15 protein-coding genes and 1 pseudogene are annotated in these 15905 nt (G+C 70.9%); 1 reads left to right on the plus strand and 15 read right to left on the minus strand.

Annotated elements, in window-relative coordinates:
• Window positions 1-16 precede the first annotated feature (16 nt).
• The 9 genes from AC07PU_RS09210 to AC07PU_RS09250 are packed head-to-tail and all read right to left on the minus strand — an operon-like array spanning window position 17 to window position 8619.
• A complete protein-coding gene (locus AC07PU_RS09210; protein ID WP_495316898.1) occupies window positions 17-1006 on the minus strand; it encodes a Bug family tripartite tricarboxylate transporter substrate binding protein in 990 nt (329 codons plus the stop codon).
• A gap of 32 nt (window positions 1007-1038) precedes the next feature.
• Window positions 1039-2415, minus strand: coding sequence for an amidase (locus tag AC07PU_RS09215; RefSeq protein WP_495316900.1), 1377 nt, complete (start codon window positions 2413-2415; stop codon window positions 1039-1041).
• A 22-nt stretch (window positions 2416-2437) separates the two neighbouring features.
• The gene (locus AC07PU_RS09220) at window positions 2438-3199 is read right to left on the minus strand and encodes an SDR family NAD(P)-dependent oxidoreductase (protein WP_203205106.1); all 762 of its coding nucleotides are present in this window, start codon (window positions 3197-3199) and stop codon (window positions 2438-2440) included.
• Window positions 3200-3209: 10 nt separating this feature from the next.
• A complete protein-coding gene (locus AC07PU_RS09225) occupies window positions 3210-3974 on the minus strand; it encodes an SDR family NAD(P)-dependent oxidoreductase (protein WP_495316902.1) in 765 nt (254 codons plus the stop codon).
• Entirely contained in the window at window positions 3971-4795 is an 825-nt protein-coding gene (locus AC07PU_RS09230) for a polysaccharide deacetylase family protein (RefSeq protein WP_495316904.1), read from the minus strand. The genes AC07PU_RS09225 and AC07PU_RS09230 overlap by 4 nt, the downstream gene beginning before the upstream one ends.
• Window positions 4796-4828: 33 nt before the next feature.
• Complete coding sequence (locus tag AC07PU_RS09235; protein WP_495316906.1) at window positions 4829-5629, minus strand: ABC transporter permease; 801 nt, start codon at window positions 5627-5629, stop codon at window positions 4829-4831.
• On the minus strand, window positions 5626-6477 hold the full coding sequence (locus AC07PU_RS09240; protein ID WP_057589639.1) for an ABC transporter permease: 852 nt from the start codon (window positions 6475-6477) through the stop codon (window positions 5626-5628). Before AC07PU_RS09240 ends, AC07PU_RS09235 begins: the two co-directional genes overlap by 4 nt.
• Complete coding sequence (locus tag AC07PU_RS09245; RefSeq protein ID WP_495316909.1) at window positions 6474-7559, minus strand: ABC transporter ATP-binding protein; 1086 nt, start codon at window positions 7557-7559, stop codon at window positions 6474-6476. Before AC07PU_RS09245 ends, AC07PU_RS09240 begins: the two co-directional genes overlap by 4 nt.
• Before the next feature lie 34 nt (window positions 7560-7593).
• Window positions 7594-8619 (minus strand): ABC transporter substrate-binding protein, encoded by a 1026-nt coding sequence (locus tag AC07PU_RS09250; protein ID WP_495316911.1) that lies wholly within the window; start codon window positions 8617-8619, stop codon window positions 7594-7596.
• Between the two features lie 170 nt (window positions 8620-8789).
• Between AC07PU_RS09250 and AC07PU_RS09255 the strand changes: the two genes are divergently transcribed.
• Window positions 8790-9404 carry a MarR family winged helix-turn-helix transcriptional regulator gene (locus tag AC07PU_RS09255; RefSeq protein WP_495316914.1) on the plus strand — a complete coding sequence of 205 codons (615 nt, stop codon included), beginning with the start codon at window positions 8790-8792 and terminating at the stop codon, window positions 9402-9404.
• 4 nt (window positions 9405-9408) lie between these two features.
• Here the strand turns inward: AC07PU_RS09255 and AC07PU_RS09260 are convergent, their stop codons facing one another.
• The 6 genes and pseudogenes from AC07PU_RS09260 to AC07PU_RS09285 all read right to left on the minus strand — a co-directional run bounded on the left by AC07PU_RS09260 (window position 9409) and on the right by AC07PU_RS09285 (window position 15823).
• Window positions 9409-10860, minus strand: a complete 1452-nt coding sequence (locus AC07PU_RS09260) for an HD domain-containing phosphohydrolase (RefSeq protein ID WP_495316916.1) — start codon at window positions 10858-10860, stop codon at window positions 9409-9411.
• Between the two features lie 76 nt (window positions 10861-10936).
• Entirely contained in the window at window positions 10937-11731 is a 795-nt protein-coding gene (locus AC07PU_RS09265) for an alpha/beta fold hydrolase (protein WP_495316918.1), read from the minus strand.
• A gap of 99 nt (window positions 11732-11830) precedes the next feature.
• On the minus strand, window positions 11831-13891 hold the full coding sequence (gene fhuE / locus AC07PU_RS09270) for a ferric-rhodotorulic acid/ferric-coprogen receptor FhuE (protein ID WP_495317263.1): 2061 nt from the start codon (window positions 13889-13891) through the stop codon (window positions 11831-11833).
• Window positions 13892-13959: 68 nt separating this feature from the next.
• Window positions 13960-14244: pseudogene (locus AC07PU_RS09275) on the minus strand (TonB-dependent siderophore receptor); the annotation flags it as partial.
• A 68-nt stretch (window positions 14245-14312) separates the two neighbouring features.
• On the minus strand, window positions 14313-15323 hold the full coding sequence (locus tag AC07PU_RS09280) for a FecR domain-containing protein (protein WP_495316920.1): 1011 nt from the start codon (window positions 15321-15323) through the stop codon (window positions 14313-14315).
• Window positions 15320-15823, minus strand: a complete 504-nt coding sequence (locus AC07PU_RS09285; protein WP_495317265.1) for a sigma-70 family RNA polymerase sigma factor — start codon at window positions 15821-15823, stop codon at window positions 15320-15322. The genes AC07PU_RS09280 and AC07PU_RS09285 overlap by 4 nt, the downstream gene beginning before the upstream one ends.
• Between the last annotated feature and the right edge of the window lie 82 nt (window positions 15824-15905).

Consider the following 15905-nt stretch of genomic DNA (forward strand, 5'->3'; position numbering starts at 1 on the left):
CGAGCCTTCGTGCGTGCTATTCGTCGATGACGATGCCGGCCGCCTTGACGATCGGCTCCCAGTTCCTGCGCTCGCGCTGCGCCCGCTGCGCGAGTTCGGCGCGGCCCTCGGCATGGGCGACCAGCCCGGCCGCCTCGAGGCTGCGCGCGAGCTCGGGCCTGGCCGCGGCCGCGAGAAAGCCACGCTCCAGCGCCGACAGCGCGGCGGCCGGCGTGCCCGCGGGCGCATAGACCGCGTACCAGCTCGTGGCCGCGACGAACTCGCCGAAGCCCTGCTCCTTGGCCGTGGGCACGTCGGGCAGGGCCGGCAGCCGCTTGTCGCCGCTGAGACCGAGGAACTTGATCTTGCCGCCCTTGTAGAGCGGCATCATGCTGGCGGCCGCATCCCAGCCCATCGACAGCTCGCCGCCGACCACGTCGATCAGCATCGGCGAGGCGCCGCGGTAGGCCACGGGCGTGAGCTCGAAGCCCTGCGCCTTGGCGAGCGCGAAGGCGCCGAGGTGGCCTGAGCTGCCGATGGTCGCGAGGCCCAGCGTCGCCTTGCTCGGGTTCTTCTTCGCCCATTCGACGTACTGCTTCATCGAGCTGTAGGGCTGACCGGCGCCGGTCACGACCGCGGTGGGAATCTCGACCAGCAGCGCGACCGGCACCAGGTCCTTGTCGGCGTCGTAGCCCGGCGTCTTGTAGGTCAGCGGCAGGATGGTGAGCAGCGGCGACGGCGCGAGGTAGAGCGTGAGGCCGTCGGGCTTGGCCTTCTTCACCGTGTCCCAGGCCAGGCGCGCCGAGGCGCCGGGCTTGTTGTCGACCACGATGCTGCCGAAGCCCGCGTCCTTGAGCTGCTCGGCATAGAGGCGCGCGACCGTGTCGGCCGCGCCGCCGGCCGCATAGCCGACGACGATCCTGAGGTTGCCTCCCGCGAGGCCCGGTGGCAATTGCGCATGAGCGGCCGGAAGGACACAGGCCGCGAAGGCCGCGACGGCAAGGGATCGGCGGATGAAGGACGGCATGGAAGACCTCGCGGTGAAAGAAAGGGGATCGCTCAACCGAGCGCCTGCTCGACCAGCGCTGCGACATCGAGCAGATAGTGGTCGTCGTACCAGCGGCCCACGAGCTGCAGGCCGATCGGCAGGCCGATGGCGCTGCGGCCGCAGGGCATCGACAGCGCAGGATGGCCCGTGAGGTTCATCGGGTAGGTGTAGGGATACCAGGCACCGCGCACCGTGCCCGCGGGCCGGCCGGCGATCTCGATCTCGCCGCTCACGTCCATGTCGATGGGCAGCGGCGGCGCCGACAGCGTGGGCGACACCAGCACGTCGAAGCGTTCGAACAGCGCCTGCAGCTCATTGAAGCAGCGGGTCTTCGCGAAGGTGGCCTCGTGCAAATCGACGGCCGTGTGGCGGCGGCCCTTTTGCACCGCGTCGATCAGCGAGGCATCGAGCCGGTTGCCGAAGCGCTCGAGGTTGGCGCCCACGCGCGCGGCCAGCAGCGACTGCAGCACGACCAGGAAGTGCTTCTCGAGCGATACGAAATCGAGCTGCACGGTCTCGACGATGGCGCCCTCGCGCGCCATCGCCTGCACGGCGGCACCGGCGATGGCCTCCACCTCGGGGTCGACGCGGTTGCCCGCGCTCGGCAACCAGGCCACGCGCAGGCCGCGCAGCGAAACGGACGCGGCACGGCGCGGCGGCGCGCTGCCCGTGCCCCAGGGATCGCGCACATCGAAGCCCGCGATGGCCTCGAACAACAGCCGGGTGTCGGCCACGTCGCGCGCCATCGGCCCGGTGAAGGAGTTGGCCGAATAGAGGTCGGGCGCCTGCAGGTGCGGCACCACGCCGAGCGTGGCCTTGAGGCCGACGATGCCGCAGCAGGCCGCGGGAATGCGGATCGAGCCGCCGCCATCGGTGCCCAGCGCCAGCGGCCCCATGCCGGCCGCCACCGCGACCGCGGCACCGCTGCTCGAGGCGCCGGGTGTGTAGGCCGGGTTGATCGGGTTCAGCGTGCGGCCGAACAGCGGCGCCGTGGGCACCTGCTTGTGGCCGAACTCGGGCGTGAGGGTCTTGCCGATCAGGATCGCGCCCGCGGCCTTGGCGCGCGCCACGGCCACCGCGTCGTCCTTGGGCACGAAGTCCTCGTAGATGGCCGAGCCCATGGTGGTGCGCACGCCGGCCGTCAGTGTCAGGTCCTTGACCGAATAGGGAATGCCATGCAGCGGGCCCAGCGGCTCGCCGGCCATCACGGCTGCTTCCGCGCGGCGCGCGGCGGCCAGTGCCTGGTCGGCGGTCACGGTGATGAAGGCGTTGAGCTCGCGGCGCGCCTCGATGCGCGCGAGCGCGGCCTGCACGATCTCCACCGGCGAGGCCTCCTTGCGCCGCACCAGCGCGGCCAGCGCCACGGCGCCGTGGTCCATCAGATCCATGGTCGTTCCTCGAAGTCGGAAGTCAGAGCATCCAGCGGCCGCCGTCGATCAGCAGCGTCTGGCCGGTGATGAAGCGGGCGTCGTCGCCCGCCAGGAAGGCCACGGCCGTGGCCACGTCGCGTGGCGTGCCGATGAAGCCCGCGGGCGTGTCGGCCACGATGCGCGCGAGCACCTCGGGGTTGAGCTGGTCGTGCGCGCGGGTGCGGATCGCGCCGGGGCACACGGCATTGACCGTGACGCCGTGCGGCGCGAGCTCGCGTGCCAGCGAGCGCGTGAAGCCCACCACGCCCATCTTGGCGGCCGCGTAGTCGGCGAGGCCCACGTCGCCGACGAAGGCCGCGTCGGTGCTCATGTTGACGATGCGGCCGAAGCCGCGCGCCTTCATGCCGGGCGCCACGCGGCGCGAGGCGCGCATGGCCGTGAGCAGCGAGACCTCGAGCACGAAGCGCCAGACCTCCTCCCGCGATTCGACGAAGGGCGCGCCGCGTTCGCGCGCGCTCTGGCCGACGTTGTTGAACAGGATGTCGACCGGGCCGAAGGCCGATTCCACGCGATCGAAGAAGGCCGAGACCACTGCCGCATCGGTGCAGTCGCCGCTCACGCGCAGGCAGCGCGAGGCCAGGCCGGGCGCGACGCCGTCGCCGGCCAGTTGCGCGTCGAGCGGCGCGCAGTCGAGGTCGAGCACCGCGACGCGCGCGCCACGCCCCAGGAACTCCATCACCGCGGCGGCACCGATGCCCTGCCCGCCCCCGGTGACCACCGCCACGCGCCGATCGAATGTCATCGCGGGCCTTTCAGTGGAAGGTGCGGCCGCCGTCGACGGCGAGCGCGGTGCCGGTGATGTAGCTGGCGCCCGGGCCGCTGAGGTAGAGCACGGCCTCGGCCACCTCCTCGGGCGCGGCGATGCGGCCCAGCGCATAGCGCTCGCGGATCTCGGCCAGCGCGCGCTCGGGATCGTCGGCGTTCTCGTAGCTGGTGCGGAACAGCGGCGTGTCGATCGCGCCCGGGCAGACCGCGTTGACGCGGATGCCGTCGGCCGCGGTCTCGATGGCGAGCGACTTGCCGAACATGATGACCGCGGCCTTGCTCGCGCAGTAGGCGGTGCGGTTGGGCAGCGGCCGCAGGCCGGCGCCCGAGGCGATGTTGACGATGCTGCCGCCACCGGCCGCGCGCAGGTGAGGCAGCGTGGCGCGGCACACCAGCATCGGCCCCGTGAGGTTGACGGCCAGCACGCGTGCCCACTCCTCGTCGCTGGTGGCCTCGAGCGATGTCAGCGCATCGATGCCGGCCGAGTTGACCAGCGCGTCGACGCCGCCCAGCCATTGCGCGGCGCGGTCCACCGCGGTGCGCACGGCCGGTGCGTCGCTCACGTCGCATTCGAGCGCCAGCGCCGCCTCGCCGAGCAGGCGCACGGCTTCGGCGAGCGCGGCCGTGTCGCGGTCGAGCAGCACCACGCGGGCGCCGCGCGCCACCGCCATGCGCGCGACCGCGAGGCCGATGCCGCTGGCACCGCCGCTCACGATCAGCCGGCGCGGCGCTGGGGTGGCGACGGCGTTCATGCGGCCACCGCGGCCCGCAGGCGCGGGCGCATGTCGTCGGAGATGCGGTCGCAGCGGTCGATCCACACGTCGGAATGCGCGAGCGCGTGCTCGATCAGGCCCTCGAGCACCTTGAGCCGCGAGGGCTGGCCGATGATCTGCGGGTGCATGCCGACCATCATCATGCGGTCCTCGGCATGCAGCACGTCGAACTCGCTCTTCCAGGCCTCGAGCGCGGCCGAGGGCGCCTGCAAGGTGCGGCCCGGCAGCGTGATCGAGTACTGGAAGAAGGGCGCGTCGTCGAGCACCCAGCGGAACGGCAGCTCGACGATGTCGGTGCGCTGGCCGCCGATCTCGAGCAGGTAGGGCGAGTCGTCGTCGAAGAAGTTCGAGGAGTAGTCGAAGCCGTACTCCTTGATCAGGTCGAGCGTGATGGCGCTGAACTCGGCCGCGGGCGAACGCCAGCCGCGCGGGCGGGCGCCGGTCAGGCGGGTCAGCACCTCGAGGCCCTTCTCCATCTCCTCGCGCTCCTCCTCGGGCGTGAGGCCGACGATCCAGCGGTGGCTGTAGCTGTGGTGCGCCACCTCGTGGCCGCGGTCGATCACCTCGCGCATCAGCTCGGGATGCTTCTCGGCCACCTCGCCCGGCACGAAGAAGGTCGAGTGGATGCCGTAGCGCTCCAGCAGCTTGAGGATGCGCGGCATGCCGACCTTCCAGCCGTAGGCGCCCTGCGACATCAGGATCGGCCGCTGCGCGTTCGCGGGATCGCGGCCGGTCCACATGGTCTCGGCGTCGAGGTCGAAGGTCAGCATGAGCGGGAAGCCTTTGCTCGTGGTGGGCATCGCGAAGTCCTGGGGAAGAAGAGGAAGAAGGGTCTAGACGTGCTTGTGGAAGCCGGTCCAGCGTTCGGCCAGCAGCAGCACGATGCCGGTGGCCACGATCAGCAGGGTGGAGACCGCGGCGACGCTGGGGTCGACGCCCTGCTCCACCGAGGTGAAGATCTTCACGGGCAGGGTGGTCTGGCTCGCCGAGAGCAGGAACACCGACACCGGCACGTTGTCGAGCGAGGTGATGAAGGCGAACAGGCCGCCGGCCACGAGGCCGGGCTTGACCAGCGGCAGGGTGACGAGCCGGAAGCTCGTGAAGCCGTCGGCGCCGAGCACGCGCGCCGCGTCTTCGAGCGACTCGTCGACCGCCGCCAGGCTGCCGAGGCTGGCGCGCACCACGTAGGGCACGGTGATGACCACGTGCGCGAGCCACAGGCCCAGCGAGTTGCCGCGCAGGCCGGTCATCGTGTAGTACTGCAACAGCGCCACGCCGAGCACCACCGAGGGCAGCACCAGCGGCGCCATGAACAGCGAGGTCAGCGCGGCCGCGCCCGGCACCATGCGGCGGTGGATCGCATAGGCGGCGATCAGGCCGAGCACCAGCGCAGCGGCGGTCGAGGCGGCGGCGAGCCAGAGGCTGGTCCAGGCGGCCGAGAGGTATTCGGGATCGCGCAGCACCACTTCGAACCAGTGCAAGGTCAGGCCCTTGGGCGGGATCGTGAGGTAGGCGGTCTTGCTGAAGGCCGCGAGCACCACCACCAGCACCGGGATCTGCAGGAACACGACCACCGCGATGGCGGTGGCGGCGAGGCCGAAGCCCTGGCGCTGCGTTTCGGTCGACGTGCTCATGCCTGGCCTCCCCAGCGCTTGAGCAGCCGGCTCGACAGCGCGATCACGGCCAGCGTGAGCGCGGTCAGCACGAAAGACATGGCGGCACCGGCCGGCCAGTCGAGCGTCTGCAGGAAGTCGTCGTAGATCAGCGTGGCCATCACCTTGTAGGTGGCGCCGCCGAGCATGCGCGGCGTGACCAGCGCGCTGATGGTCAGCACGAACACCAGGATCGAGCCCGAGAGGATGCCGGGCGCGCTCATCGGCAGCGTGATCGACCAGAACACGCGCAGCCGGCTCGCGGCCAGGGTGTAGGCGGCCGACTGCACGTCCTTCGGGATCGCCTGGATCGCGGGCACCAGCATCAGCACCATGAACGGCAGGAAGATGTGCGACATGCCGACCAGCAAGCCGAACAGGTTGAACATCATGCGGATCGGGCGCTCGATCAGGCCGATGTCGATCAGCAGGTTGTTGATGAGGCCGCGGTTGGCCAAGAGCGCGATCCAGCCGAAGGAGCGCACCACGAGGTTGAGCAGCATCGGGAAGATCACGAGCATGGTCAGCGCGAGCCGCATGCGCGGGCCCGCGTTGGCGATGTAGTAGGCCAGCGGATAGCCGAGCACGAGGCAGATCGCGGTGACGCCGAAGCCCAGCACCAGCGTGCGCAGCACGACCTCGCGGTAGTACTCGTCGGTGAGGATGCTGGTGTAGTTGGCCAGTGTCCAGCCGCTCGCGATGCCGCTGCCGGGCACGTAGGGATGCAGGCTCAGCGGCACCATCAGCAGCACCGGCGCGACGAAGGCCAGCAGCAGCACCAGCAGCAGGGGCGAGGCCAGCAAGGCGCCGGCGGTGTGGCGCGATCTCATGCCGCGGCGTTCACGTAGACATGGCGCGGATCGATCGCCACGCCGACCGGTGCGCCGACCTCGAGGCCGGCATGCGGGCCGTTGGTGGCGGCTTCGGCGATCAGCTCGATGCCGCCGAGGGCCAGCAGGTACTGCACGCGCGAGCCGACGAAGGAGCGCATCGCGACGCGGGCTTCGTAGCGCGGCAGGCTCGCGGCGTCGGAGACGTCTTGCGCGCCGAGGAAGCGGATGTCCTCCTGGCGCACGACCACGTCGACCGCGGCGCCATCGGCGATGCCCTCGGCCTGGGCCACGGCGAGCACCGGGCCGTCGCGCAGTTGCACCGTAGCCGCGGCGCCGCCCGCCCGCGCGAGCTTGCCGCCGAGCCGGTTGGGCCGGCCCATGAAGCTCGCGACGAAGCCGGTGGCCGGCCGGTGGTAGATGGCCTCGGGCGTGTCGAACTGCTGCACCACGCCATGGGCCAGCACGCAGACCCGGTCGGACATCGACATGGCCTCGCCCTGGTCGTGCGTGACGAACAGCGTGGTGATGCCGACCTCGCGCTGCAGCCGCTTGAGCTCGATCTGCATCTCGTCGCGCAGCGCGGCATCGAGGTTGGACAGCGGCTCGTCGAACAGCAGGATGCTCGGGCGCGGCGCGATCGAGCGCGCCACCGCCACGCGCTGCTGCTGGCCGCCCGAGAGCTGGCGCGGCAGCCGGTCGCCCAGCGCCGAGAGGCGCACGCTGGCCAGCGCCTGCTCGACGCGGCGCGTGAGCTCCGCGCCCTGCACGCCCTGGCGACGCAGGCCGAAGGCGACGTTCTCGAACACGCTCATGTGCGGGAACAGCGCATAGGACTGGAACACCAGGCCGATGTTGCGCTTGTTGGTGGGCAGCGCGGTGACGTCGCGGCCGTCGATCAGGATGCGGCCGCCCGTGGGCTCGATCAGGCCCGCCACCATGCGCAGCACCGTGGTCTTGCCGCAGCCCGAGGGGCCGAGCAGCGAGATGAATTCGCCGTCGTGGACCGACAGCGAGACCGAGGAGGCGGCGACGTGTCCGGGGTAGCGCTTCTCGAGGCGCTCCAGCGTGAGTGCGGGCATTCTGCTTACGGAATCGTGAGGACGGCGGCGGCGCTCAGCGCGCGACTTCGCGCTGCCAGCGGCGGGTCCACTCGGGCATGGACTTCGCGACCTGCTCGGGATCGGGCAGCCAGAGCTTGTCGAAGGTCTCCTTGTACGGAACGATCTTCGCGGCCTTGTCGCTGAGCTTGACCTGCGTGTTGACCGGGCCCGCGTACTTGCGCTCGGCGAAGCAGGCCTGGCCTTCCTTCGACAGCACCTCGTCGATGTACTTGAGCGCGAGCGCCGGCGACTTCGCGCCCTTGGGAATCACCAGCGCGGGCAGGATGCCGACCGCGCCTTCCTTCGGATAGACGATCGCGAGCGGCAGGCCCTTGTCGATGGCCGAGCCCGCGCGGTCGGGGTACCAGACGGCGGCGGCGATCTCCTGGCGCTCGAACAGCGAGACGATCTGGTCGGCCTGCGTATAGAGCGTGACCGAGGCCTTGGCGATCGGCTTCACGGCCGCGAAGCCGGCATCCATGTTGCTCAGCTCGCCGCCCTTCATGCGGTTGAGCGCCATCAGGAACTGCGAGCCCGAGGTGCCGCTGATGTCGCCGATGGCGAGGCGGCCGTCGTACTCGGGCTTGGCGAGATCGGCCCAGGAGGTGGGCGGGGTCTTGATCTGCTTGGTGTCGTAGACGATGACGGTGGCGCCCGTCATGAACACGATGTACTGGCCATCCTTGTCGAGCGCGCGCGGCGAGATGTCGGCGGCGTTCGCGAGTTTGGACTTGTCGATGATCTCGAGCAGCTTCTCGTTCTTGAGCTGCGCGGCGAGCGAGTTGTCGATGTAGACCACGTCGAAATCGGACTTGCCGCCGGTCGCGCGGATGGCCGCGGCGAACTGCGAGGAGCTGCCGAGCTTGAGCGCCACCTTGGCGCCGGTCTTCTTCTCGAACGAGGCGATGTGGCAGGTCTTCGAGTCGTCGGCGAAGGAGCCGCCGAAGATGCCGACCACCAGCTCCTCGGCGTGCAGCGCACCCGACATCAGCAAGGAGGCAAAGCCCAGGGACAGGCAACGTGCGAGCGCGGTTTTCATGGAAGCGACTCCTGTGAGAGCGAAGGCTGGAGGGGATCGAAGCGCGATGCGATTCACTTTATCTTTTGCAAAAGATAAACGCAAGGCATTTAAGATAGGTAGCAACCCGCTGCCCGGCGATGCACCAAGACGCATCGCGAACGCACGCAAATCGCCATCGAAAGGACGCCATGCAGCACAAGGACGATGCATCGAAGAGCCCCCCGCGACCCCGCGGTGCCAAGGCGCGCGAAGCGCTCGAGGTTCCCGCGCCCGAGGCCTTGCAACCCGCGACCGGCGGCGACCTGGTCGAGCGCGGCATCCGGCAATGGCGCACCGAGCGGCCCGACATCGACAGCAGCGGCAAGGCGGTGGTCGGCCGGCTGCTGCGGCTCGAGGAAGTGGTGCTGCGCACCATCAACGCAGTGCTGCAGCCCTTCGGCATCAAGTACCAGGAGTACGCGGTGCTCGCCACCCTGCGCGTGGCCGGCGCGCCCTACCGGCTGTCGCCCTCGCGGCTGCAGAGCACGCTGCTGTTCACCTCGGGCGGGCTGTCGAACCTGCTCAAGCGGCTCGAGCAGGAAGGGCTGGTCAAGCGCTCGATCCATCCCGACGACGGCCGAGGCGTGCTGGTGAAGCTCACGGCCAAGGGCATGCGGCTGGCCGACGAGGCGATGCCCAAGCATGCCGCCGCCGAGCTGCATCTGCTGCGCATGTTCGATACGGGCCAGCGCGAGTTGCTCGCCGGCCTGCTGAGCCAGATGATGACGGGCAACGCGCCCGAGACCGGCCCCGAGCCGGGCTGAAAGCTCAGAGCAGCCCGAGCGTCATCGCCTTGAGCGTCGCGGCCGCGCGCGTGGTGCAGCCGAGCTTGCGGAAGATGTTCTCGAGATGCGCGCGCACCGTGCTCGGGCTGATGCCGAGCGTGCGCGCCGCTTCCTTGTTGCTCTCGCCGAGGCTGATGCGGCCCAGCACCTCGACTTCGCGCGACGAGAGCAAGGCATTGGCTTCGCCCTCCGCGGCGGGCGCCTTCGCGGCCACCGATGCGCGGCCGGTCAGCGCGGCGACGGCTGCCGCGTCGAGCCGGCCCTGCTCCGCCTCGCAACGCAGTTGCGCCTGCGCCTCCTCGGCCGCCAGCGCGGGCCGGCCCGGCGCGCCCGTATGCAGCAGCACCCAGTGCACCGCCGCGGCCAGCACGCGCTCGGCCGTGCCGATCGCCGCGCCCTTCACGCCGCGGAAGAAGCCCGAGCCATCGAGCCGCTCGTCGACGAAGGAGGCGATCTCGGCCTCGGCCCGCAAGGTCTCGATGCGGCGCGCGGCGCGCTCGGTCCAGTAGGGCACGAGGCGCAGCCGCTCCTTGTCGGCCTCGCTGCGCAGCTTCAGCGAATCCCAGACCGCGTTCGGCACCGAGGCGCGGCCGATGCCATGGATCAGCGCCGCGCGCCGCACCTGCTCGCAGGCCGCGGCATCGAGCCCCACGCCCGCTGCGCAGGCGGCGGCCGCCTCGGCCACGCGGCGCGAGAAGCCGGTCATCCACGGCATCTTGAGATCGATCACGTCGGCGATCAGCTCGAGCGGCGCGAGCGCATCGCGCAGCGCGCCCTCGGGCGCCTGCAGGTCGGCCGCGGCGCCCTGGTCGAGCGCATGCAGCCAGTCGACCGCGTGCTGCCGCGCGACCTGCACCAGCGCCGCGGGATAACGCCCGTCGGCGCGCTCGGCGATCTGGCGCAGCGCGCTCTGCAGGCCATGCGTGCGCGAGAAGATCTCTAGATCGCCCGCGAGCGTGGCCAGGTACACCGCCTCCGGAATATGCGGCGCGGCCAGGCCCGCCGGCTTGCCGCTGCCGTCGAAGTTCTCGAACATGTGGCGCAGCGGCCGCTCGACCGCATCGGGCAGGCCGAGGAAGCGCGCGATCTCGCCCGACACCTCGCAATGGATCTCGGCCAGCGAGCCGACCGTGCCCGCGAAGGCCGCGGCCTCGCGCGCCGAGGCGGTCGCGAGCATCGCGCGGCGTCCGCCGACGTCGTCGCCAAGCAGGTCGGAGAACTCGGGCGCATTGGCGGTGCAGCCCGACCAGCGCAGCAGCGCGACGCAGGCCGCGTGGCCCTGCGCCGCATCGTCCCGGCCCATCGCCTGCGCCAGCCTCGCGGCGATCCACGCCACGCGCGCCGAGTGGTCGATGGGCTGGCCCATGCTGAGGTCGCCGACGAAGGCGAGCGCCTTGATGGCATCGAAGAGCGGAACGTGGGCGGTGGGCTGCAAGGCGAAGGATCCGGTGGAGGGCGACGGCACGGCGTGCCGGCCGCGAACGAACGCGGCGCGGCACGCGGCCGGCACCTTACTTCGACTGGCGCACGGCGTCCAGGATCACCTCGGCCACCTTCGCGGGCTGCGCCTGCTGCGGCACGTGGCTGGTGTTCAGCGTGGTCACGTGCGCGCCGATGCGCTGGGCCATGTCGCGCTGCAGCGCGGGCTGGATCATGTGGTCGGCGCTGCTGACGATGTACCACGAGGGCTTGGCCTTCCAGGCGGCGGCCGACACCTTCTGCTCGAAGGCCTTGGCCTGGATCGGGCCCTGCGTCACGGCCATCACGCGCGTGGTCGCGGCCGGCAGGTCCTGCGCGAAATGCTTGCTCATGCCCTCGGGCGTGAGGCGCAGGAAGCCCGAGGCATCGGCTGCGATGTGGGCAAAGCCGGGCGGCGCGGGATAGTCCTTGCCGAGCTCGCCCGAGTTCTGGCCCGCGTCGGGCGCGAAGGCTGCCACGTAGACCAGCGAGGCGACCTTGTCGTTGCCGCCGGCCTCGGTGATCACGGTGCCGCCCCACGAGTGGCCGACCAGCACCACCTTGCCGGGCTGGGCGTCGATGGCGCGCTTGGCGGCGGCCACGTCGTCCTCCAGCGAGGTCAGCGGGTTCTGCACCGAGACGACGTTGACGCCCTTGGCCTGCAGCAGCGGGATCACCTTGGCCCAGTCGGAACCATCGGCGAAGGCGCCGTGCACCAGCACCACGCTGGGCGATGCGTTGGCGGCGGCGGCCGCGGCCGGGCCCGCCGCGCTGGCGGCCGTGACGGAGAACGAGAGGCCGACGGCCAGGGCGGCGGCGGCGAGTTGGAGGCGTTGGAAGTGCTTCATGAGAGGGTCTTGGCAAGGGAGTGACGGGAGCCGCTACTGTCGGCCGCGGCGCCTTTTCGCGCCATTGGACGAATGTCCGATCGCCCCCTCCCCGCCCCCTCAGAACTTGTAGTTCAGCGTCGCCACCGCATTGCGCGGCGTGCCCGCGAAGGCCTGCCCGTCGATGTTGACGTTGTAGCGCTTGTCGAACAGGTTCTCGATATTGAGCTGCAGCGACAGCTGCGGCGAGACCGCGTAGCGCGCCATCAGGCTGAAGACGGCGCGCGAGCCCTGCGTGTAGCGCATGTCGACGTCGCCCACGCTGAACGGGTAGTACACGCGGTTCTGCCAGTTGACGCCGCCGCCGACCGTGAGCTGGTGCCAGCGGCCCGGCAGCCGGTAGGTGGTGAACAGCGTGGCCAGCGTGGTCGGCATCGAGGGGTTGATGCGGTCGCCGCTGCCCTCGCGCCCGAGCGTGCGCGCGATGCCCGCGTTGACCTGCCAGCCCTCGGCCAGCTCGCCCGACAGCTGCAGCTCGATGCCCTTGGTGACGACGCCGCGCGCGCCGTAGTAGGCGCCATCGGTCGAGCCGGGCACGAGGCGGGTGCCGTCGCGCTGCGCCACGTTCTCCTGCTCGGAGCGGAACAGCGCGAGCGAGCTGTTCAGCCTGCCGTTCAGGTGCTCGCCCTTGAGGCCGATCTCGTAGCTCTTGCCGGTCACCGGGTCGAGGTACCTGCCGCTGGTGTCGCGGTAGTTCTGCGGCTGGAAGATGTCGGTGTAGCTCGCATAGGCCGAGTAGTGCTCGCCCAGGTCGTAGATCAGGCCCACATAGGGCGTCAGCACTTCATGGCGGCGCGTGGTCCGGTCGTCGGCCGTGAGGCGGGTGGCACGCCAGTCGTTCTGGCGCGCGCCGAGGATGAACTTGAGCGAATCGGTGACCGAGAAGCGCGCGGCGCCGTAGTAGCCGGTCTGGCGCAACTTGTCGATGCCCGACACCTCGAGCTCGCCCCAGCTCGGCTCGGGATAGCCGCCGTTCCAGAGGTAGAAATTGCCGACCTCGGGCAGCGCGCTCAGGCGCACGTGGTTGGCCTGCACGTAGCGCGACTGGGTGTTGCTCAGGCCCAGCACCAGCTCGTGCCGGCGCCCCAGCAGCTCGAACGGGCCGGTGGCCTGCAGGTCGAGGCTGTTCTGGCGGAATTCGTGCTCGAAGTAGCCGGGCAGCGAGCCCAGCCCGGTGCCGGTGAGGCGGTCGAGGTCGCCGAACAGGTAGAGCAGCTTGGCGTTCTGCTTGCTCTGGCGGTGCGAGACATTGGCCTTGAGCTTCCAGCCGTTGCCGAAGGCATGCGTGAGGTTCGCGAACAGCGTGGTGTTGGTCGCGTCCCAGTGGGTCCAGGGCGTGCCGATGCTCTTCGAAGCAGCCCAATTCGCGGGGCCGCCGTCGCCGAAGGTCAGCGGCAGGCCGCCCCAGGTCGATCCGTTCGGACGGCTGGCCTGGGAGTCGATGCCCACGCTCAGCGAGGTGGCGGGCGTGAGGTCGGCATCGACCACGCCGTACAGCACGTGCTTGCGGCCGTGGTAGCGCTCGAGGAAGGAGTCGCGGTCCTCGGTCATGCCGATGACGCGGGCGCGCACGCGGCCGTCCTCGGTCAGCGGGGTCGAGAGGTCGACGGTGCCGCGGCGCAGGTTCCACGAGCCCAGGGCCAGCGAGGCGCTGCCGGTGAACACCTTGCTGTCGGCATGCTTGCGCACCAGGTTGACCGAGGCCGAGGGATTGCCGGCGCCGGTCAGCAGGCCGGTCGAGCCGCGCACGATCTCGATGCGGTCGTACAGCACCGGGTCGTTGTTGGAGGCGCCGAAGAAGTCGGTGGTGACCGTGGTCGGCACGCCGTCGTACTGGTAGTTGTCGATGTAGAAGCCGCGCGCGTAGAGGTCGGTGCGGTCGCTGTCGGAGCTGACCGCGAACACGCCGGTGACGCTCTTCATGGCCTGCCCGAGCGAGAGCAGGTTCTGGTCCTCGATCTGCTGGCGCGTGAGCACGGTGACCGACTGCGGCGTTTCGCGCGGCGACAGCGCCAGGCCGGTGGCCGCGGCGGTGGCGCGCGTGGTGTACGAGCCGGTGCCTTCGGTGGTGCCGCTGCGGTCGGCTTCGGCCGTGACGGTGACCGGTGCCAGCGTGCCGATGCCGGTCTGCGCGCCACCACCTGCAGGCCGCTGCCCGCGAGCAGGCGCTCGATGGCCTCGCGCGCGGTATAGCGGCCCGAGACCGCGGGGCTGCTGCGGCCCTGCGTCAGCGCGGGATCGAAGGACAGCGCGATGCCATTGCCGACCGCGAAGCTGGCGAGCGTGCGGCCCAGCGGGCCGGCGGGAATGTCGTAGGCCCGGGGCACCGCGGCATCGAGCGGCGAAGGTTCGGCCGCCAGGGCCGGCGGCGCGGCCAGCCCGGCGAGGGCGAAGGCCATCAGCGCGTGGCGCAGGGCGGCGTGGAAGCGGCGCTCCGCGCTGACGCGCGGAACGGACGGACGGGATGCGGACATGGAGACGGGCCTTTCGGTTGGCAGCGGTGGGTTCTTCCCTTCCTTGCCAGTCGAAACGAAAAAAAGTCTCACCCCTGGGCGGAAATATTTCTGGCCACCAGCGTGACCCAGTAGCCGCGCAGCCGCGTGAGCGCATCCACCGGATAGGTCGACACCAGCATGCGCAGCACGCGGTCGGTGTCGTCCAGCGGGAAGGCGCCCGAGATGCGCAGCCCGGCGACGGCCGCGTCGCAATGCAGCGCGCCGGGCCGGTAGCGCGACAGCTCGGCCGCGAAATCGGCCAGCCGCATCGCGTCGGCCAGCAGCATGCCCCGGGTCCACGCCACGCGGCTCTCGTCCGCGGGCGCGAAGGCCTCGATGCCATCGGCGCCGAAGCGGGTCTGCTGCCCGGCCGGCAGCACGCGCGACGCGCCGCGCTCGGGCGTGACGCGCACCGCGCCCTTGAACACCGCGACCGCGGTCGCGCCCTCTTCCTCCCTGCGCACGCTGAAGCGCGTGCCCAGCGCCTCCAGCGTGCCGCCGCCGGCCTGCACGCGAAACGGCCGGTGCGCCGCGGCGGTGTCGGGCGCGGTCGCGACCAGGATCGCGCCCGCATGCAGCACGAGCAGGCGCTGCGCGGCGTCGAAGCGCACGTCGACCGCGCTCGCTGTGTCGAGCATGAGGCGGCTGCCGTCGGCGAGCTGGAGCTCGCGGCGTTCGCCGGTGGCGGTGCGGTGCTCGGCGGTCCAGCCGCGCTCGCCGGCGAAGCGCCAGCCGAGCCAGCCCGCGGGCACGGCCGCCAGCAGCGCAGCCAGCCTGCCGATGGCGGCGCGCCGGCCACCATGGCGCGAGGAGCGCGCGAGCGACGGCATGGCCAGCGCCGACGGCAGGCCGCCGAGCTTGTTCATCAGCAGCTCGGCGCGCGCCCAGGCACGGGCATGGTCGGGATGGCTCTGGCGCCAGCGCTCGCAGGCGCGGCGGTCGGCATCGGTCGCGGCGCTGTCGTGCAGGCGCATCAGCCACTCGGCGGCCTCGTCGAGCACGCGCGGCGGCAGCGCCGCCGATGGCGCGTCGGCGGTGGAGGACGGCAGCGCGCTCACGCCATCAGCGCAAGGCAGCCGCGGAAGCCCTGCTGCATGTAGCGCTTGACCGTGACCAGCGACACGCCGAGCTCGCGCGCGATGTCCTCGTACTTCAGGCCCTCGATCTGCGACAGCAGGAAGGCGCGCCGCGCGGCCGGCTTGAGGCTGTCGAGCATGGCGTCGATCTCGTGCAGGGTCTGCAGGATGATCAGCCGCTGCTCGGGCGATGGCGCCTCGGGCTCGGGCATCACGGCCAGCGCCTCGAGGTAGGCGCGCTCGAGCGCCTGGCGCTGGTACCAGTTCACCAGGATGTTCTTGGCCACGCTCGTGAGGTAGGCGCGCGGCTGCGCGATCGCCTCCGGGTTGCGCGCGGTCAGCAGCCGCGCGAAGGTGTCCTGCGCCAGGTCGGCCGCGTCGAAGGAATTGCCGAGCTTCCTGCGCAGCCACGACTGGAGCCAGCCGTGGTGGTCGCTGTAGAGGGTGTGGACTTGCTGGAAGTCGGCTTCGGCGGCGGGAATGGCGGACACGGCGAACGGCGTTGGCGGCCTGGCTGCCGCACACGAATAAGAATTGTTCTCATTTTAGACGGATGCCCGCGCC

This window comes from Variovorax sp. GW821-FHT10D07, assembly GCF_059415325.1.